General features: G+C 64.8%; 17 protein-coding genes and 1 riboswitch. Of the genes, 10 read left to right on the top strand and 7 right to left on the bottom strand.

Features of this window, described 5'->3' with window-relative positions:
- Positions 1 to 104: 104 nt before the first annotated feature.
- The 3 genes from LRA89_RS18665 to LRA89_RS18675 are packed head-to-tail and all read left to right on the top strand — an operon-like array spanning position 105 to position 2,859.
- Positions 105 to 389, top strand: coding sequence for a phosphatase PAP2 family protein (locus LRA89_RS18665; RefSeq protein WP_230772482.1), 285 nt, complete (start codon positions 105 to 107; stop codon positions 387 to 389).
- Positions 390 to 400: 11 nt separating this feature from the next.
- Positions 401 to 1,660, top strand: a complete 1,260-nt coding sequence (locus tag LRA89_RS18670; protein WP_230772484.1) for an MFS transporter — start codon at positions 401 to 403, stop codon at positions 1,658 to 1,660.
- Positions 1,661 to 1,692: 32 nt separating this feature from the next.
- Positions 1,693 to 2,859 carry an ROK family transcriptional regulator gene (locus tag LRA89_RS18675; RefSeq protein ID WP_230772485.1) on the top strand — a complete coding sequence of 389 codons (1,167 nt, stop codon included), beginning with the start codon at positions 1,693 to 1,695 and terminating at the stop codon, positions 2,857 to 2,859.
- A gap of 128 nt (positions 2,860 to 2,987) precedes the next feature.
- Here the strand turns inward: LRA89_RS18675 and LRA89_RS18680 are convergent, their stop codons facing one another.
- Positions 2,988 to 3,875 carry an EamA family transporter gene (locus tag LRA89_RS18680; RefSeq protein WP_230772486.1) on the bottom strand — a complete coding sequence of 296 codons (888 nt, stop codon included), beginning with the start codon at positions 3,873 to 3,875 and terminating at the stop codon, positions 2,988 to 2,990.
- An 83-nt stretch (positions 3,876 to 3,958) separates the two neighbouring features.
- On the opposite strand from LRA89_RS18680, the gene LRA89_RS18685 reads away from it, so the two are divergent.
- On the top strand, positions 3,959 to 4,441 hold the full coding sequence (locus LRA89_RS18685; RefSeq protein ID WP_230772487.1) for an Lrp/AsnC family transcriptional regulator: 483 nt from the start codon (positions 3,959 to 3,961) through the stop codon (positions 4,439 to 4,441).
- Between the two features lie 131 nt (positions 4,442 to 4,572).
- Here the strand turns inward: LRA89_RS18685 and LRA89_RS18690 are convergent, their stop codons facing one another.
- Positions 4,573 to 5,205, bottom strand: coding sequence for a LysE family translocator (locus tag LRA89_RS18690; RefSeq protein WP_230772488.1), 633 nt, complete (start codon positions 5,203 to 5,205; stop codon positions 4,573 to 4,575).
- A 17-nt stretch (positions 5,206 to 5,222) separates the two neighbouring features.
- Positions 5,223 to 5,304, bottom strand: a riboswitch (ZMP/ZTP riboswitch).
- A gap of 219 nt (positions 5,305 to 5,523) precedes the next feature.
- On the opposite strand from LRA89_RS18690, the gene LRA89_RS18695 reads away from it, so the two are divergent.
- Positions 5,524 to 7,509, top strand: coding sequence for a TonB-dependent receptor plug domain-containing protein (locus tag LRA89_RS18695; protein ID WP_230772489.1), 1,986 nt, complete (start codon positions 5,524 to 5,526; stop codon positions 7,507 to 7,509).
- Here the strand turns inward: LRA89_RS18695 and LRA89_RS18700 are convergent.
- Positions 7,437 to 8,126 carry a cation transporter gene (locus LRA89_RS18700; protein ID WP_230772491.1) on the bottom strand — a complete coding sequence of 230 codons (690 nt, stop codon included), beginning with the start codon at positions 8,124 to 8,126 and terminating at the stop codon, positions 7,437 to 7,439. The two genes, LRA89_RS18695 and LRA89_RS18700, sit on opposite strands and share 73 nt — an antisense overlap.
- 44 nt (positions 8,127 to 8,170) lie before the next feature.
- The gene (locus tag LRA89_RS18705) at positions 8,171 to 8,980 is read right to left on the bottom strand and encodes an IS5 family transposase (protein ID WP_230772493.1); all 810 of its coding nucleotides are present in this window, start codon (positions 8,978 to 8,980) and stop codon (positions 8,171 to 8,173) included.
- A 76-nt stretch (positions 8,981 to 9,056) separates the two neighbouring features.
- Between LRA89_RS18705 and LRA89_RS18710 the strand changes: the two genes are divergently transcribed.
- Entirely contained in the window at positions 9,057 to 9,461 is a 405-nt protein-coding gene (locus tag LRA89_RS18710) for a MerR family transcriptional regulator (protein WP_230772494.1), read from the top strand.
- 85 nt (positions 9,462 to 9,546) lie between these two features.
- Here the strand turns inward: LRA89_RS18710 and LRA89_RS18715 are convergent, their stop codons facing one another.
- Positions 9,547 to 10,842 carry a pyridoxal phosphate-dependent decarboxylase family protein gene (locus LRA89_RS18715; protein WP_230772495.1) on the bottom strand — a complete coding sequence of 432 codons (1,296 nt, stop codon included), beginning with the start codon at positions 10,840 to 10,842 and terminating at the stop codon, positions 9,547 to 9,549.
- A 297-nt stretch (positions 10,843 to 11,139) separates the two neighbouring features.
- On the opposite strand from LRA89_RS18715, the gene ada reads away from it, so the two are divergent.
- Both ada and LRA89_RS18725 read left to right on the top strand, forming a co-directional pair.
- The gene (gene ada, locus LRA89_RS18720) at positions 11,140 to 12,222 is read left to right on the top strand and encodes a bifunctional DNA-binding transcriptional regulator/O6-methylguanine-DNA methyltransferase Ada (protein WP_230772541.1); all 1,083 of its coding nucleotides are present in this window, start codon (positions 11,140 to 11,142) and stop codon (positions 12,220 to 12,222) included.
- A 101-nt stretch (positions 12,223 to 12,323) separates the two neighbouring features.
- Positions 12,324 to 12,479, top strand: coding sequence for a transposase (locus LRA89_RS18725; protein ID WP_230772545.1), 156 nt, complete (start codon positions 12,324 to 12,326; stop codon positions 12,477 to 12,479).
- Here LRA89_RS18725 and LRA89_RS18730 read toward each other — a convergent pair whose 3' ends face one another.
- Positions 12,480 to 13,715 carry a tyrosine-type recombinase/integrase gene (locus LRA89_RS18730; RefSeq protein WP_230772496.1) on the bottom strand — a complete coding sequence of 412 codons (1,236 nt, stop codon included), beginning with the start codon at positions 13,713 to 13,715 and terminating at the stop codon, positions 12,480 to 12,482.
- A 310-nt stretch (positions 13,716 to 14,025) separates the two neighbouring features.
- On the opposite strand from LRA89_RS18730, the gene LRA89_RS18735 reads away from it, so the two are divergent.
- Positions 14,026 to 14,268 (top strand): AbrB/MazE/SpoVT family DNA-binding domain-containing protein, encoded by a 243-nt coding sequence (locus LRA89_RS18735; protein ID WP_230772497.1) that lies wholly within the window; start codon positions 14,026 to 14,028, stop codon positions 14,266 to 14,268.
- Positions 14,265 to 14,651: a PIN domain-containing protein gene (locus LRA89_RS18740; RefSeq protein ID WP_230772498.1), complete on the top strand. Its 387-nt coding sequence runs from the start codon at positions 14,265 to 14,267 to the stop codon at positions 14,649 to 14,651. The genes LRA89_RS18735 and LRA89_RS18740 overlap by 4 nt, the downstream gene beginning before the upstream one ends.
- A 40-nt stretch (positions 14,652 to 14,691) precedes the next feature.
- Here LRA89_RS18740 and LRA89_RS18745 read toward each other — a convergent pair whose 3' ends face one another.
- Entirely contained in the window at positions 14,692 to 15,228 is a 537-nt protein-coding gene (locus LRA89_RS18745; protein ID WP_230772500.1) for an RES family NAD+ phosphorylase, read from the bottom strand.
- Positions 15,229 to 15,275: the final 47 nt, after the last annotated feature.

The following is a 15,275-nucleotide window of genomic DNA, read 5'->3' on the forward strand; positions in this document are numbered from 1 at the left end:
GCCCGCCTCGGCTTCCTTCAGAATGCCAATGATCTGCTCTTCCGAAAACTGCTTCCGCTTCATTCCGTCCGTCCCTTCAAGGACCGGTCTCTAGTTCCAACTGGATGAAGAAACGGGGGTCACGTCACTTCGACTATCCGTCCGGCCATACCAGCTGGGGAACGTCCGTCGCGCTCGTCCTCGCCGAGCTTCGGCCCGATCGCGCCGACGCGATCCTCGAACGTGGCCGCGAATATGGTAATAGCCGCGTCATCTGCGGCGCGCACAGCGTCAGTGCAGTTGAGGCCGGGCGGCAGGCTGCGGCCGCGATCGTTGCGGTGCTGCACGGATCGTCGCAGTTCCGTGGCGATCTGGAGGCGGCACGGCGGGAACTCGGTCCCACAGGATAGGAGGTGGTCCGATGGGAAAACGTCGCGCGCTACCCGCCAAGGGCGCGACGTCCGACCGTGCGCTGGCCTGGACCTACGGCGCCGCTCACGGAGGCAAGACGCTCCTCTGGGCCGCGAGCGACCTCTACTTCACCTTCTTCATGACCGAAATCTGCGGGGTCGCCCCCTTATATGCCGGCCTGGCGATCGGTTGTTCGTTGCTGTTCGCGGGGCTGGCGGACCTGGTCTTGGTGCGTTGGGTAAGCGATCTCGGCTCCGCCACCGGGTCTGCACGGCTACAGGCCTGGGGGGCACTTGCCAGCGCCGGCGCGCTGTTGCTGTTTGCCTCCATTGCGTTTCTGCCGCCGACGATCAGGCTCGGTGCCGGGATCGTCACGCTGTTCGGCTTCCGTGCCGCCTATGCGCTGCTCGACGTGCCGCAGAATGCGCTGCTCGCGATGGCGCCGTCGAACGACGAACAGCGACGACGGCTGACCGCCGTGCGCAACGGGGCGGGCGCCATCGCCCGAACGATACTCGCCATCGCCTTCGTGCCGGTCATGGCGGGCACGCGTCCTGACACGTCGTTTCTGCTGTTGGTCTTGGTGCTCGTAACGATGGCGCTTGGCGGGGCGGTCGTGTTGGCGCGCATCACACCCGAACGTCCCCCGCAGATGGCTGGCGCGGTCCCTAGTCCGGCTCGCGCGCATAACATGCTTTACCTCACCTCGATGATGGCGGTCCTGACGGTCGTGACGACGATCTTCGGCCAGGTCGAACCCTATCTGGCGATGTACGGCATGGGCGGCGGGCTTTCCGCCGGCATGTTTTTGGGTACGGTCGCAGCCGGTGCCGTACTCTCTCAAACGGTGTGGCTCAGGGCGAGCGTCCGCGCAGGACCTCGATCGTTGCTTGGATGGGCGCTCGCGATGATGGTCGTCGGTAGCGGCCTGCTCGTACCGGCACCGCACGGGGTCTTGGCGGTCGGCGCGGCGGCAGCCCTGCTCTACGGTATCGGGGCGGGCGGCGTACTGTTCGTGCTGTGGTCGGGCATTGCCCGGTTGGGCGCGCGGGGCAATGCACTAGCGACCATCGGCCGCTTCACCGCGATCGCCAAGTCGGCGCAGGGTTGCGCGATTATTGCCGTTGGCGCGATGTTCGACGGAGGGTTCGCGCGAACCGATGGACAAGCGCTGGCGATGATGATGGCCGCCACAACGCTGATCGGAGCGATCGTCGTCGCGGCGCTGACATGGGTCCGCCGTGGACAGCGCGATGCTATGCTAACATAGTCGCCATTACTTAAGGTGATTGGAGGACATTGGTGCGTAAACCGGCGGGTGCGGCGAACCCACGCTTTGGACGGGCGATGTGGCAGCACAATGCATTCCGCGCCCTCAGTTCCAACGAGCGTAATCTACTCGGCGCCATCCGCCGTGATGCTCCGCTGTCGCGCGCCGAACTGACGCGTCGATCGGGCCTGGCGCTGCCGACCGTCAGTCGCCTCGCCGACCAGCTGCTGCGTGACGGGCTGCTGATCGCCGATGATAAAGTGATGATGAGTCGGACCGGCCAGCCCAGCCTCCCGCTATTACTCGCGCCGCATGCCGCCTATGCGTTCGGCGTTGCGGTCCGCGCCGACATGATGACGGTCGATCTTGTGCATCTGTCGGGTCGTGTTGTCGAATCCCGGACCGCACCGACCGCTGGCGCATCGCGCGAAGAGATAGTCGCCGCCATCGCTGGACTGATCGACCGGCTTGTCGAGGATGCCGCCGTACCGCCCGACCGCCTCTGCGGCCTCGGCCTCGCATTGCCGGGCTTCTTCGTGCGCGATCCGCTGCGGATCAACGCGCCGCTCGGCATGGAGGATTGGGCCACCGCCGATCTCGAGCATGACTTGGGTCGGGCGCTCGGGCTCGAGGTGGTCGTCGATAATGACGGCAATGCGGCGGCGCTAGGCGAATATATCTATGGCCAAGGGGAGACGGCCTCCAGCCTCGCCTATCTCTATATCGATGCCGGATTGGGCGGTGGCATCGTTCAGGATGGGCAGCTCCTACGCGGCAGTCGCGGAAATGCTGGCGAGTTCACCGGCATGCTACCGCCGGCCATGCGGGCCGATCGACCGACGTTGGCGTCTTTACGCGCGATGCTTGCGGAAGACGGTCACGTCTATGACAGCCTGGCCGACCTGCTGACGAACCTGCCCGATGCCGACGCGACGATCGAAAATTGGCTGGAGCGATCGGCCCCGACGACCTCCGCCATTATCTCTGCAATTAGTGCCATCATCGACCCGGACGTGATCGTCATTGGCGGACGCCTCCCTCCGTTTCTGGCCGACCGGTTGGCGGCGCGCCTATCCTTCCACAGCGTGCCGGTCCGCGGGCGCGACCGCGAGTTCCCAGAATTGCTGGTGTCGAAAGTGACGGGAGACGCCGCTGCGCTCGGCGCAAGCGCACTCTGCTTTAATAGGGTGCTACTTTAACGGAATCGCCGTGATGGATCATATCAGCCAGAGGAATCCCAACGTCGCCCTATAAACCGGGAACGCTTGTGGGATTCTCAAAATGCCATCCTAATCGGGAACGCTCCTGCCGCCTGCGTCGATCATCCTTACGACGCCTTTACCGTCTTGTTCGTCAGAACCATGCCGATCGATGCGCCAACGACGAGCGCGACGGCGAACCATTGGAGGCCGGTCAGAACCTCGCCCAGCACAGTCGCACCGATGATCGCGCCGACAGCCGGCTCGATGCTCAGCAACACCCCCAAACTGCTGGCCGGGATGGATTTCAAAGCGACCATCTCCAGCGAGTAGGGAATGGCACTGGACAGCAGGGCTGCGGCGAGGCCCATGACGATCCATCCCGGCGTCAGCAGGGCCGCGCCCGCCTGATGGATGCCGATCGGGACGACGATAATCGCAGCCGATACCATGCCGAGCGCGACGGTTTGCCCGGATGGCAGATGCGCGGTCCGCTTTCCGAGCACGATGTAGAGTGCCCAGCACAACGCCGCCGCAAGAGCGAACAGAATCCCGGTCGGATCGAGCGCATGATCGGTCGGGCGCCACGGCAGCAGCAGGAGCAATCCCGCCACCGCCAGTCCCACCATCCCGAACTGGATCGGCCTGCGTGAATAGAGCAGCGACACCGTCAGTGGACCGAGGAACTCGATCGCGATCGCCAGGCCGAGCGGGATGGTCCGCAGCGACAGATAGAAGCACAGGTTCATCGTGCCCAGCGCCACCCCGTAGGGAATGATCCTCAGCAGATCGCGGCGATTCAGTGGCGTCCGCCACGGTCGCATGACGGCGAGCAGGATGAAGGCCGCGAAGCCGACGCGATAGGCGGTCGTGCCTTCGGCGCCCACCAACGGAAAGAGCGACTTGGCGAACGAGGTGCCGAGACAAAAGGTCAGGATCGCCGCAAGCAATGCCGCGTAGGGCAGGAAACGGTGGCTCGCGAAGCGCGATAACGTGGCTGTGGTCTGAAATTTCATGGTGCCAGAATAGCGATATGGTCGCGCCGAGATGCGGCTAGTTCTGGCGTGTGACGCTGAAATCCATCATCCATATCGTCATTATGACGGAAACCGCTGACCTCGACGCCTTCGATCATCGCATCCTCGCGATGGTCCGACGCAACAACCTCGAACCTGCACGGACGATCGCCGAGCGGGTCGGCCTGTCGGAAAGCGCGGTGCTTCGCCGGTTGCGCCGGCTGCGCGCGATCGGGGTCATCGTGGCCGACGTCGCCGTGATCGATCCGGCACGGCTGAAGCCGGCGATCACGATCCACGTCCTGGTCGAACTGCACCAGAGCAACCTGCGCGCGGAGCAGGCGTTCGCGCTGAAGATGCAGCGTCAGCCCGAGGTGGTGGCGGCGTGGAACGTCACGGGGCGCACGGACTTCCTGCTGATCGTCGCGGTCGCCTCCATCGAGGAGTATCAGCGATTCTCCGACGAAGTTCTTGCGGCGGATGAGGACGTGCGGATGTTCGAGACGCTCGTCAGCCTGCGCGAGATCGTCCGCTTCGATCCGCTGCGTGCGGATCGGCTGATGTGACCGACCAGCGCGCAGCCGGCTTTGGAACGTGTCTGCATTTCCCGATCCACCATCCATTCCCGAAGGGGAATGATCCACCCTTTCGCTCACCGCCGGCAACGCGCCAACGGTGAGCGGGCAATCATCCCGGACTACCGGCGCGCTTCCGTTGCCATCCTGACGGCCAGACCGGCAAGCATTGTCCCCATAACCCAGCGCTGGACGAGCGCGAACGTCGGACGCTGGGTGAGGAACACAGCGATCGACGCGGCCGACACTGCAATCATGGCGTTTACGAATACGCTGATGACGATCTGAACCGTCCCGAGGACGAGAGCCTGCCCCAGCACGCTGCCGCGTGCCGGATCGATGAATTGCGGCAGCAGGGACAGGTACATCACGGCGATCTTCGGATTTAGCAAGTTGGTCAGGAAGCCCATAAGGAAGAGTTTGCGCGGCCCGTCCTCGGGCAAGTCCCTGACCTGGAACGGCGAGCGGCCACCGGGACGGACCGCCTGCCACGCGAGCCACAGCAGATAGAGCGCGCCGGCGATGCGGATGGTATCGTAGGCGTAGGGCACCGCCAGGACGAGGGCCGTGATGCCGAATGCGGCACACAGCATGTAGAACACGAATCCAAGGGCGACGCCGCCCAGCGAGATCATGCCGGCGGTTCTGCCCTGACAGATAGACCGCGATATGAGGTACACCATGTTCGGTCCCGGTGTCAGGACCATGCCGAGAGCGATAGCCGCAAAGGTCAGCAGGCTGGTCAGTTCGGGCATCTACATTCTCCATACGGGAAGGATGCCCAGACGCGCGGCGAGCTACCCCCGCGCTTCCCGATGGGTCCCCATCTTTCAGCGTCAGTTGCGCGAGATCCCGAAAGATAGAGAGGCGGCGCGACCTGTAAAGAGGGTCGATCCATGCTGCCGATCATTCCCACTTCCCGATTCTACGAGTTCTGGGAACGGCGAGCCGTTCTCGATCCAGCTTCCTTTTCGGGAATGGGCAAACACGCTTGACCCTGTAGCTACTACAGACCTTATGGAATGGCTCGAACGCATCCATAGGCGGTGCGCAGTTCGGGAATAGCAGTTGCGATGAAGATACATGCTCGCGGGCTGGTCGCCTCAACAGCCTTGACGATCGCGGCATCCTTGTTCGCGCCTCCGCCCGCCTTCGCACAAGATCGCCCTGCCAGCGAGGAACCAGAGGAAGGCGAGGATATTATCGTGCAGGCGACGCGGACGGGTCGCCGCGTGCAGGACGAACCGATTCGTGTCGAGGTGCTAGACCGGGAGGAAATTGAGGAAAAAATCCTCATGTCGCCCGGCAACATCGCCATGCTGGTAAACGAGACGCCGGGTGTGCGGGTACAGGTAACGTCACCGGCTACCGGCGCATCCAACGTCCGCGTGCAGGGGCTCAAGGGTCGCTACACGCAAATCCTTGCTGACGGCCTGCCACTCTATGGCGGACAGACGCCCTCGATCGGCCTGCTGCAAATTACACCTACCGATCTTGGACAGGTCGAAATCATTAAGGGTGCGGCATCGGCGCTCTATGGCCCCTCGGCGCTGGGCGGCGTCATCAACCTCGTGTCGCGTCGGCCCGCAACTGAACAACAGGGCGAACTCCTGTTGAACGCCACAAGCCGGGGGGGACAGGACGTGACCGCCTACAATTCAGCGCCGCTCACCGACGATCTAAGCTACTCGCTCACGGGTGGTTTCAGCCGGCAGGACCGGCAGGACCGGCAGGACGTGGATGGGGACGGCTGGGCGAACATACCGGGTTATCATCGCTGGACCGTTCGCCCCCGGCTGTTCTGGGATGGTGCGAACGGGGCCAAAGCGTTCCTGACGGTTGGTGCGATGACCGAACAGCGCAAGGGCGGAACACTGCTAAGGAGGGTAGTGCCCGATGGCACGGCATTTCCTCAGGATCAGCGCAGCCGTCGCCTCGATGCCGGGTTAAACGCTCAAACCCCAATTGAGGGGCTGGGCACGCTGTACCTCCGCGCGTCGGGCGTCACCCAGTCGCATCTTCACCGTTTCGGCAACGTCGTGGAGAATGATCGTCACCGTACGCTGTTGACCGAAACATCGCTAGGCGGCGGTACGGGTGCGACCACATGGCTTGCCGGTGCAGCCTATCAGGTGGACACCTACCGCTCTCGCACCTTTCCCGCGTTTGACTACACCTACCGGGTGCCGGCGCTGTTCGCGCAACTGGAGCAAAAGCTGTTGCCGGACCTGACGCTTGCGGGAAGCGCGCGCTGGGACGATCATAGCGAATATGGCTCCCGGCTAAGCCCGCGTGTGTCGATGCTGTTCAAACCGGGACCGTGGACGGTGCGGGCGTCACTCGGTCGGGGCTTCTACGCGCCCACGCCGTTCGTTGAGGAAATCGATGCGGCCGGTCTGTCTCGGCTTGATCCGCTGCGTGGGCTTCGTGCCGAGACGGCGGACAGCGCGTCGATCGACTTCGGCTATGCGCGAGGCCCCGTTGAGGCGAGCCTGACGCTGTTCGGCTCGAACATCGACCATGCCGTGCAACTTCGCGACATTGCCGCCGATCGCGTCGCCCTCGGCAACGCCGATGGTGTGACCCGCACGCGGGGAGCCGAACTGCTGCTGCGCTATCATTTGAAGGCGATCACTTTCACGGGCAGCTACGTCCACACTGATGCGACGGAGCCGAACCCGGATGCCTTTGGACGCCGCGCCGTGCCACTGACCCCGCGCGATACCGCTGGCCTGACGGCTGTTTGGGAAAAGCGCGGCCGGGGTCGGATCGGTCTGGAAGCCTATTACACAGGCCGGCAGGGTTTGGAGGACAACCCCTACCGATCGAGAAGCCGGCCTTATGTCGAGCTGGGCGCGATGGGGGAGCTTGTGCTGGGATCGGTCAGCCTGTTCGTCAACGCGGAGAACCTGCTGAACGTCCGCCAGACCCGCTATGACCCTCTGCTGCTGCCATCCCGCGCGCCGGATGGCGCGTGGACTGTGGATCAATGGGCCTCGCTGGAAGGCCGCACGATCAACGGGGGCGTGCGCTTCCGGTTCGGCGGTGGTGCCGACTGATCCTCGTGCAATTCCGCGCGGGCCTGGCGTATGATCTGCCAGCCCCCCGACAGCCCAAGCCCCGCGAGGATCACGGCAACCGCGATATCCGGCCAGCCGGTGCCCGTCCCGAATACGCCGAAAGCGGCGGCAACGACGGCAATGTTGCCGATCGCGTCGTTGCGCGAACATATCCAAACAGACCGGCGATTGGCTTCGCCATGTCGATGACGCCAAAGGATGACCGCACATATGAGGTTCGCGGCGAGCGCCAGCCCGCCCACGACGCCCATCGTTTCCGCGGCCGGGAGCGTGCCTCTCGTCGCCATCCAGACGGTGCTGCCGATTACCCATGCGCTAAGCAGGATCAGCGAACCGCCTTTCGCTAGAGCCGCACGCGCCCGCCAGCGGAGCGCAAAGCCGGCTACCCCAAGGCTGATGGCATAGTTTGCAGTATCACCGAGGAAGTCGAGCGCATCGGCCTTGAGGGATGCCGACTGCGCCGAAACGCCGGCTGCGATCTCGACGCCGAACATGCCGGCGTTGATCGCCAGCGCGATCCAAAGCGCTCGCCGCCACGCCCGATCCTCATTCTTCGCGGCGGGGGCGGTGCAACCGCCGCAACAACCTCCTGCCATGCCGTCACCTCACAAATGTTTGATGACGCCCTATCTAGAGGCTGTTATGAACCTGTGGCGAGTGCGGCAGCCTGTTTCATCATGAGGCATGCGAAGGCAACGACGTGAAGTCCTGCGAGTGTTTCGGCATAACGTTCATAGTCTTTGACAAGACGTCGGAAGCGGGTTGCCCATGCGAAGGAGCGCTCGACGACCCAGCGTCGCGGCAGGAGGACGAAGCCGCGTTTGGCCTCGGGCAGTTTGACGACCTCAAGGGCTATGCCGTGTTTGGCCGCGGCATTGGCGGCACGTTCGCCGGTATAGCCCTGATCGACCCAGGCAAGTTCGACCGTGTCTTCGGTGACAGCCTGGACGGTACGAGCAAGCCGTTCCACCTCGCCGCGATCCTCCGCGCTGGCTGGCGTGACGTGGAGCGCCAGCAGATGGCCCAGCGTGTCGACCGCCATGTGGATCTTCGAGCCCTTCTTGCGTTTCCCACCATCGTAGCCGGCACGCTCACCGCTCTCGGGCGTGGAACGCAGCGTCCGGCTGTCGATGATCGCGGCCGTCGGCTCTGCCGTCCGCCCTGCCGCCAGGCGCAGCACCGCGCGCAGATCGTCCACCAGCGCCTCGAAGCATCCCGCCGCCAGCCAACGCTGCGTCTGCTGATACACCGCTGCCCAGGGCGGCAGGTCGTTGGGCATCCACCGCCATGGCGCGCCCGTCTTCACGATGTAGCGCAGACCATTGAACACCTCGCGCAAGTCATGATCGCGCTGACCCGCATCCTCACGCTGCAACAGCAGGTAGGGCATGACCAGCGACCATTCCTCATCGCTGACGTCAGACGGATACGGCTTGCAGCAAATATTCATCCGATAACGGATGAATCAGGCCCGCTTCCAAGTCCATAACAACCTCTAGTGTCTGTAGTAGCTACAGGGTCAAGGCATGGCGCTGACAATCGGCGATCTGAGCAAGGCGACGAACACGAAGGTTGAGACGGTGCGCTATTACGAGCGCATCGGTCTGTTGCCGAAACCGCCGCGCACGGCGGGTAATTACCGCGATTATGGGCAGGCTGAGCTAAATCGCCTATCGTTCATCCGCCGCGCCCGCGATCTCGGCTTTTCCCTCGACCAAGTGCGAGCGCTCCTAGGTCTATCCGACGACCGTAGCTGCGACTGCGCCGGCATCGACCGCATTGCCAATGAGCATTTGCGCGAGGTTGATCGAAAGCTTGCTGACCTGGGTGCCCTCCGTCGCGAACTGAAGGCGGTGATCGATTCATGCGATGGCGGCACCATTGCCGAATGCCGGATCATTGAGGCCTTAGGACCATCTGTGGGCGGTTAGACTATTCCCAAACCTCTATGCTGGACGGGTTTCGAGAAGGCTTGGGGTTTCTCGTTTCTCGATCCTCATTTGAGAATTCTGCGGGTCACAGTGCCGGGGTAAGGTCGGAAAGCACGCGGCTGACGGCCAGCACCGTCGCGTCGACGTCGGCTTCCGACGTGCGCCAGTTGACCACGCTGATCCGCATGGCGCGACGGCCCTGCCAGAGCGTGCCGCTGAAGAAGGCCGTTCCTTCCGCGTTGATGGCTGCAATCACCGTATCGGTATGACGATCATGGTCGGCTTCCGTGCGGCCGTGCAGATCAAGAAACCGGACGAGCCCCTGGTTCAGGCTCGGCATCGCCACCAGTTCGGCACCGTCCAGTTCGCCGATCCCGCGTGCAAGCGCGCAGGCATGGCGACAGCAGCCATCGATCATGTTCGCCAAGCCATCTCGCCCGAGTTCGCGCAAGGCGGCATAGATCGCGTAGCCGCGCGCGCGGCGGGTCCAGTCGGGCGTCCAGTCGATCGCATCGCGCGCATCGCCGCCGGGGATGAGATAGTGTGCGGAGAGCGTCATGGCGGCCCGGTGGGCGGCGCGGTCGCGCACGATCGCGATGCCGTTGTCCTGCGGCGTGTTGAGCCATTTGTGCGCGTCCGTCGCCCAGCTGTCGGCCAGCTCGACGCCTTCGACGAGGTGGCGATGCTCGCGGCTCGCCCGTGCCCACAAGCCGAACGCGCCGTCGATATGAACCCACGCCCCGGCAGCCTGCGCCATCGGGATCAGCGCGGCGAACGGATCGCACGCGCCGATGTTGAGGTCGGCGGCATCGAGGATGACGATCGTCGGACCGTCCCCGGCGACCAAGGCATCGGCCAAGGCCTGCACGCCGAGGCGGCCATCGCTGCCTGTCGCCAACGGGACGAGCGATCGTGTGCCGAGCCCGAGGAAGCGCAGCGCCCGCTCGATCGAACCGTGCCGCTGGTCGGTCGCCAACACCCGAATGGCAGGCGCTCCGACCAGTCCGTCCCTCTCCACATCCCAACCGACCCGATCGAGGACGGCATGGCGGGCAGCGGCCAGGCACGTCACATGGGCGAGCTGGCACCCGGTCGTGAAAGCGAACGAAGCCTCGCAGGGCAGGTCGAGCACGTCCTTGACCCATTCACCAGCGACTTCCTCCGTAACGGCAGCGGCGGGACCGCAGGCGTACATCGTCGCGTTCACATCCCATGTCGATGCGAGCCAGTCCGCAGCCAGCGCGGAGGGCAGAGCACCGCCGATCACCCACGCGAAGAAGCGCCCGCTCGCCGAGCCGAGCTGCCCGCCGGCGGTTGCAGCTACCAGATCGTCGATGACAGTTTCAGGTGGTGTCCCGGCCGCACCGAGCTCGACGTTCAATCGGTCGCGCAACTCGGCCAGCCCGACTGTCGTCGCCACCGGTCGGCTATCCAGACCTTGCAGATATTCGGTCGCATGGAGACAGGCCCGCGTCAGAACGGCGACTTCGGAATTCATGGTGTTCCCTTCGATAGTTAGTCGCGATCATGACGCCGGAAGGCGCGGCCCGCGCTCCGCTTCTTGCTGCCGAACTCACGGTCTCGGGCGAATTTGAAAGCAAGGACCGGAGCGCCGACCGACTTGCTCCACGTCATAGAGTGAGGTCAGCATAGGGATATCGTCATGCCGAACGCCACAATGCCATCCTCCACTTCATCCGATCCGCGCTGGGCGAGGATCGTCGCTCGCGACAGGAGCGCGGATGGCCAGTTTTGGTATGTCGTTGCGACCACCGGCATCTACTGCCGGCCGTCCTGCCCCTCGCGTACCGCCAACCCGGGCAACGTCACGATCCACGACACGCTGGTGGGCGCGCGCGAGACGGGGGCAAGGCCCTGCCGGCGATGCAATCCCGAGGGCAGCTCCATCGATGCCGAGAATGCCGCTCTCGTGGAACAGGCATGCCGCCTGATCGCGACTGCCGGGAACGTCCCTAGTCTCGCCACGCTGGCTGAGGCGGTCGAGTTGAGCCCCGGCTACTTCCACCGGCTGTTCAAGGCGACGACTGGCCTCACGCCGAGGGCTTATGCGGTCGCGCATCGTGCCGAGCGCGTGCGTCGAAGCCTGCATGAGGCCGAAACGGTCACGGCCGCGATCTACGATGCCGGTTTCGGATCGGACAGTCGCTTCTACGAGGCGTCGACCGCTTTGCTCGGTATGAAGCCATCGACCTATCGCGCCGGCGGGGCGAGCGAACGGCTATGCTTTGCCGTGGGAGAATGCACGCTCGGTGCGATCCTGGTCGCATCGAGCGGCAGGGGAGTCGCAGCGATCCTGCTGGGGGATGATCCTGACGCGCTGGTGCGCGATCTACAGGACCGGTTTCCCCGTGCCGAACTGATCGGCGGTGACGAAGCCTATGAGGAGACGATCGCGCGCGTCGTCGGCTTCATAGAGGCACCGGGCATTGGGTTGAACCTCCCGCTGGACGTGCGGGGCACCGCTTTCCAGCAGCGGGTCTGGCACGCGCTACGCGCGGTGCCGGCGGGGACGACCGTGACCTATAGCGAGGTGGCGCGCCGGATCGGCGCGCCCGCCGCAACCCGCGCCGTCGCCGGCGCGTGCGCGGCCAATCACATTGCCGTTGCCATCCCCTGCCACCGGGTCGTTCGCAACGATGGGAACCTGTCCGGCTATCGCTGGGGCGTGGAACGCAAGCGGCACCTCCTTGAGGTCGAGCGAGCCGATTGCGGGCTGCAACGGGATAACGAACAGTGTTGATAGGCTATGCTCGGGTAGAGGTGGCTCGGGGAATCTGCACAACGGGGATGAGTGGATTGCCGATCTGATAGCGGCCATCCTGGCCGCGAGCAGGAGGCAAGATGAGCAAGCAACTGCGCCGGAACCACAGCCCGGCGTTCAAGGCGAAGGTGGCGCTGGCTGCCGTGAAGGGCGAGAAGACGCTGGCCGAACTGGCGCAGCAGTATGACGTAATCTTCCCCCGGTTCGGCGGACACGCTGGGTTAGCCGGGGGATGATCATTTCCGCACGCGGGAGAGGACGCGGGCGGCAACGCCGCTTTGCGCCTGTAGCCGGCGACCGTAGCGCAGCGCGGTGGAGGGCGACGACCAGCGCAGGGTGAGCGCGATCCCCGCGCCATCCTCGCCAGCGGCGAACAGGTCCTGGGTCAACCCGACGCGCAGCGAATGGGTCGAGAGCGCGGCGACCGCCGCGTCCAGTTCGCCCGGGGCCACATCGACCAGCCCGGCGCGCGCAGCAGCCAGCGCGATCCGGCGGTAGATGGCGGTGACGCCCTGGCGGGTAAGCGGAGCGTCGCCGATCGTGTAGGTCACCAGCAGTGCGGCGGTCGCGAGGTCCTCATCGCCCCAGCGCGCATCGGCCAGTTCCTTCGATCGCTGCCGCCGCCGATCGACCCCCACCCGGCGGAACAACACGCCCTCGGCAATCGCGGCTTCCGCGCGCCATGCCGCCACCCGACGCATGGTGTCGGCCGACAGCCACGCCCAGGCCCCCACCCCTTCCTGATCGGTTTTCGACCGCGGCAGATGGAGGAGGCCGGTGCCGTCGGCCTGTGGTCTGAGATCGGCGAGCGTGACGGCGGTCAGTTCGCCGACGCGCAGGCCCGCGTCATAGCCGAGCGAGAGCAGCGCGGCGTCGCGCAGTCCCTGGACGTCACCGGAACATGCGGCGAGCAAGCCTGAGAGGGTGAACCCGCTGGTTTGGCCAAGCCCGGCGCCGAAGCGCAAGGGAGCGGCTTGTCGCTGGGCGGCGCCGTGGCGGCGGCGATTGCCGCGTAGCGCGTTACGGACCATCGCCGCCGAGGTCGGCGGATCGCCGCTGCCGAGCAGGCGGTGAACAGTGGCGAGGCTGGCGATGCGGCGGGCAAGCGTCGCGGGCTTGCGCCCATCGGCCTCGAGCGCGCGCAGATAGCGCACCAGATCCTCCGGATCGGCGGGACAGGCCAGGCGGCGCTCGCTGGCGCACCACGTCAGCCAGCAGTCGAGGTCGGCGGCGAGCGCGAGCTTGGAGGCATCGGCCATCGCCTCGAGCGCGGTCTCCAGCCCAAGCGCGCTGACCGGGGCCAGGTCGGCGGGCGCGGCACGGGCCAGCGTGGCGAGCAGGCGGTTGTCCGGGGTGGCACTGGCATCGCTGGCGGATCGGCGCTGCGGTAGCGTGCCATCGGTGCGAACAACGAGCACGCTTGCGACTGAAGGTTCCGGATGCGGGTAGAGATACGGGGCGGCAACGGTCATGCCATCACCATTAGGCTGTGGCATCATTTCCGTTGCAGGACTGATGCTACCACCTGTGTCACCTTGCGCGTCGGCTACCACTGGTGCGTCACCGTCCTGCCACACCGTCACACTATGGATCCTGTTCTGCCCGATAACCAGTCTGTGCATACCATAATGTCCGATTATGGAAAGTGATAGGATAGCGCATGGCGCATAGTGATATTTGTGTCATATCACTGGTATTTGCTATCATCAGGACCATGGTTGAACAGTGAAATGAACGACGCTATCGTTTCGCTGAAGCCCCATCGAGTAGCGGACCGTCACAATGACCGTGCAAGTCAACATTACACCGAACGGGCGCATGAGCCTGCCCGCCGACATCCGCAAGCGACTGGGCCTTGCAAGCGGCGGTACGGTCTATCTCGATGAGACCGATGACGGTGTCATGCTGCGCACCATGCCGCAGATCGTGGCACAGGCACAGGCGCTCGCCCGGCAATACCGCGATGCCCCCGGCGGCAACGTCGATGCCTTCCTCGCCGATCGTGCGCGCGAGAGCGGCGAATGAGCGTCGTGCTCGACGCCTCCGCGCTGCTTGCCCTGCTGCGCGGCGAGGCCGGCGCCAAGAAGGTCGAGGGCGCGCTCGCTGGCGCGCGCATGTCAGTCGTCAGCATGGCCGAGGTCGCCTCGCACTATCACAAGATCGGCATGCCCGACGACGCGGTCGACCGCATGCTGCGCTCGCTGCCGATCACGCTGGTTCCGGCCGATGCCGCGCTCGCCCGCGACGCCGCGCGGCTGTCCGCCCAAGCGCTTGAAGGTGGCCTTTCGCTTGGCGAGCGCTTCTGCCTGGCACTTGCCAGGCGCGACGCCCTGCCCGCCTGGACCGCTGACCGCACATGGAAGGAGATCGCCGCCGCTGCCGAGGTCAAGGTGGTGGCGATCCGCTGAGGCATGGCATCCTGTTTCAGGACGCCATGCAGGTCGTTGGTCAAATATCCACGACGTACTTCCCATGTGCATCCAGCAGGTCGTCGACCCATCCGCGATCGATCGGCTCGCCTTGCTCGATCAGCTTGATCTTCTGATCGGCGCGATCGAACAGCGCGATGCAGAACTGGTCGGGATCGAGGCGGGAGCGATAGGCTACACCGTCGAGGTCGGTTGTGGCGTGGACGGTGGCCGAGATCGCTTGGGTGCGGGCATAGGCGCCGGGATAGGTTTTGCCATCGTGATCGGCGGCGACCTCGGCCACGGTAACTCCCGCCCAGCCTAAACCCTTGCCGTGCGCGTCGGCGAGACGCAGTGGCTCGATTACACAAAACCGCGCAAAGCGGCGCTTTGCGATCTCGCTCCAAACCACAACCTTCTGCGAAGGTCGGCGCAGCAGCGTTTCGGCAAAGGGGCCGTCGCGTGTCAGCCCAAGATAGAGTACCCCATAGGTGCCGCTTGGATCGTCCCAACGCCACGTTGCGTCACGCTTGCCGTAGAAGCGCGCGCCACGGTCCGACGCATGGATGCGGTACAATATGTCGTTGGCAGTGATCGTCGTCGTCGGTCGTCCCGGTCGTGCCA

The organism is Sphingomonas sp. Leaf4 (assembly GCF_920939515.1).
In the GTDB taxonomy this organism is placed as follows: domain Bacteria; phylum Pseudomonadota; class Alphaproteobacteria; order Sphingomonadales; family Sphingomonadaceae; genus Sphingomonas.